Raw genomic sequence first — 3,305 nt, 5'->3', positions numbered from 1 at the left:
CTGTACCAGCCGGGGGCAGGCACACCGAGCCGGGCTGTGGCTGATTAAAACGGAGCTGCTGGAAACGCAGACCGTGGACTTCAGCGTGGGTGCTGAAGGGCTTCGCCATGTACCGGGCGATGTCATTGAAATCTGCGATGATGACTATGCCGGTATCAGCACCGGCGGGCGCGTGCTGGCGGTGAACAGCCAGACCCGGACGCTGACGCTCGACCGTGAAATCACGCTGCCATCTTCCGGCACCACGCTGATAAGCCTGGTTGACGGAAGTGGCAATCCGGTCAGCGTGGAGGTCCAGTCCGTCACCGACGGCGTGAAGGTAAAAGTGAGCCGTGTTCCTGACGGCGTTGCCGGATACAGCGTATGGGGGCTGAAGTTGCCGACGTTGCGCCAGCGCCTGTTCCGCTGTGTGAGTATCCGTGAGAACGATGACGGCACGTATGCCATCACTGCCGTGCAGCATGTACCGGAAAAAGAGGCCATCGTGGATAACGGGGCGCACTTTGACGGCGATTTGAGCGGCACGGTGAATGGTGTCACGCCGCCAGCGGTACAGCACCTGACAGCCGAAGTCTCCGCAGACAGCGGGGAATATCAGGTGCTGGCGCGCTGGGACACACCGAAGGTGGTGAAGGGGGTGAGTTTTATGCTTCGCCTGACCGTGGCCGCGGATGACGGCAGTGAGCGGCTGGTCAGCACGGCCCGGACGACGGAAACCACATACCGCTTCACGCAACTGGCGCTGGGGAACTACAGGCTGACAGTCCGGGCGGTAAATGCGTGGGGACAGCAGGGCGATCCGGCATCGGTATCGTTCCGGATTGCCGCACCGGCAGCGCCGTCACAGATTGAGCTGACGCCGGGCTATTTTCAGATAACTGCCACGCCGCATCTTGCGGTTTATGATCCGACGGTACAGTTTGAGTTCTGGTTCTCGGAAACGCGGATTACCGATATCAGGCAGGTTGAAACCACAGCCCGCTACCTTGGCACGGGGCTGTACTGGATAGCCGCCAGTATCAATATCAAACCGGGCCATGATTATTACTTTTATATCCGCAGTGTGAACACCGTTGGCAAATCGGCATTCGTGGAGGCCGTCGGTCGGGCGAGCGATGATGCGGAAGGTTACCTGGATTTTTTCAAAGGCAAGATAACCGAATCCCATCTCGGCAAGGAGCTGCTGGAAAAAGTCGAGCTGACGGAGGATAACGCCAGCAAACTGGAGGAGTTTTCGAAAGAGTGGCAGGACGCTAACGATAAGTGGAATGCCATGTGGGGCGTCAAAATTGAGCAGACCAAAGACGGCAAACATTATGTCGCGGGTATTGGCCTCAGCATGGAGGACACGGAAGAAGGCAAGCTGAGCCAGTTTCTGGTTGCCGCTAACCGTATCGCGTTTATTGACCCGGCAAACGGGAATGAAACGCCGATGTTTGTGGCGCAGGGCAATCAGATATTTATGAACGACGTGTTCCTGAAGCGCCTGACGGCCCCGACCATTACCAGTGGTGGAAATCCACCGGCATTTTCCCTGACGTCAGACGGAAAGCTGACCGCTAAAAATGCGGATATCAGTGGCAGTGTGAATGCGAACGCCGGGACGCTCAACAATGTCACGGTAAATGAAAACTGTACGATTAAGGGCATGCTGGAGGCGACTCAGGTCAGAGGTGACTTCGTTAAAGCTGTATCCAAATCATTCCCGAAACAGGCTGGTACGTGGGGTAACACGGAAACACCAAACGGGACGGTTACAGTCACCATCAGTGATGATCATAACTTTGACCGTCAAATCATTATTCCGCCCATTATCTTTAACGGAATAGCGTATAGCGATCCGGGAAGTGGTAATAACCCGGGAGGTACAAGATACACGGGTTATGGTTTTGAAGTTCGCAAAAACGGTGTATTAATCGCATCCAGAGAAACTAAAGGGGCCATTCCCGGTAGCTACAGTGCGGTTATTGATATGCCGAGTGGCAGGGGAAGCGTCACTCTGGAGTTTAAGGTTTTCCATAAAGGCAATCAGTGGGCAGGTAATATCACCGACTGTACGGTGATTGTGACCAAAAAAGCCGCTTCCGGCATCAGTATTCGTTGAAATTGTTATAACCCATATAAGGGCACCAGAAATGGTGCCTTTTTTATTGCAGAAAAGCGAGAGGTAATTATGCGTAAAGTTTGTGCAGCAATTTTGTCCGCAGCCATTTGTCTGGCCGTATCCGGTGCGCCTGCATGGGCATCTGAACATCAGTCCACGCTGAGCGCGGGGTATCTTCATGCCTCGACCAACGTTCCCGGCAGCGATGATCTGAACGGGATTAACGTGAAATACCGTTATGAGTTTACGGATACGCTGGGGATGGTGACGTCATTCAGCTATGCAGGAGACAAGAATCGCCAGCTGACCCGTTACAGCGATACCCGCTGGCATGAAGATTCTGTGCGTAACCGCTGGTTCAGCGTGATGGCGGGGCCCTCTGTGCGCGTGAATGAATGGTTCAGTGCGTATGCGATGGCGGGCGTGGCTTACAGCCGTGTGTCGACTTTTTCCGGGGATTATCTCCGCGTAACTGACAACAAGGGGAAAACGCATGATGTGCTGACCGGAAGTGATGACGGTCGCCACAGCAACACGTCTCTGGCGTGGTGGGCTGGCGTGCAGTTTAACCCGACCGAATCCGTGGCCATTGATATTGCTTATGAAGGTTCCGGCAGTGGTGACTGGCGCACTGATGGTTTCATCGTGGGTGTCGGTTATAAGTTCTGATTAGCCAGGTAACACAGTGTTATGACAGCCCGCCGTTTCAGGCGGGCTTTTTTGTGGGGTGAATATGGCAGTAAAGATTTCAGGTGTACTGAAAGACGGCACAGGAAAACCGGTACAGAACTGCACAATCCAGCTGAAAGCAAAACGTAACAGCACCACGGTGGTGGTGAACACGCTGGCATCTGAAAATCCGGATGAAGCCGGGCGTTACAGTATGGACGTTGAGTACGGTCAGTACAGCGTTATTCTGTTGGTGGAGGGATTCCCGCCGTCACATGCCGGGACCATCACCGTGTATGAAGATTCTCAACCCGGTACGCTGAATGATTTTCTCGGTGCCATGACGGAGGATGATGCCCGTCCGGAGGCACTGCGCCGTTTTGAGCTGATGGTGGAAGAGGTGGCGCGTAACGCGTCCGCAGTGGCACAGAACACGGCAGCCGCAAAGAAGTCAGCCAGCGATGCCGGCACATCTGCCCGTGAGGCGGCAACCCATGCGACTGATGCTGCAGACTCAGCACGCGCAGCCAGC

At 54.9% G+C, this 3,305-nt stretch carries 3 protein-coding genes; all 3 read left to right on the top strand.

The genetic code is table 11. The features are described 5' to 3' along the window. Nucleotides 1-2,104: host specificity protein J (locus ACJHWT_RS25140; RefSeq protein ID WP_410232379.1), on the top strand; the 2,104-nt coding region annotated here is incomplete at its 5' end. A 69-nt stretch (nucleotides 2,105-2,173) separates the two neighbouring features. Continuing rightward, nucleotides 2,174-2,773: an Ail/Lom family outer membrane beta-barrel protein gene (locus ACJHWT_RS25135; protein WP_041498219.1), complete on the top strand. Its 600-nt coding sequence runs from the start codon at nucleotides 2,174-2,176 to the stop codon at nucleotides 2,771-2,773. Between the two features lie 64 nt (nucleotides 2,774-2,837). After that, nucleotides 2,838-3,305 (top strand): prophage tail fiber N-terminal domain-containing protein (locus tag ACJHWT_RS25130; protein ID WP_410232378.1); only part of this gene is annotated, 468 nt, incomplete at its 3' end.

The sequence above is a fragment of the Escherichia sp. WS338 genome (assembly GCF_046486405.1).
Taxonomy (GTDB): Bacteria; Pseudomonadota; Gammaproteobacteria; order Enterobacterales; family Enterobacteriaceae; genus Escherichia; species Escherichia coli.
This window is presented reverse-complemented; position numbering and strand designations above follow the sequence as displayed.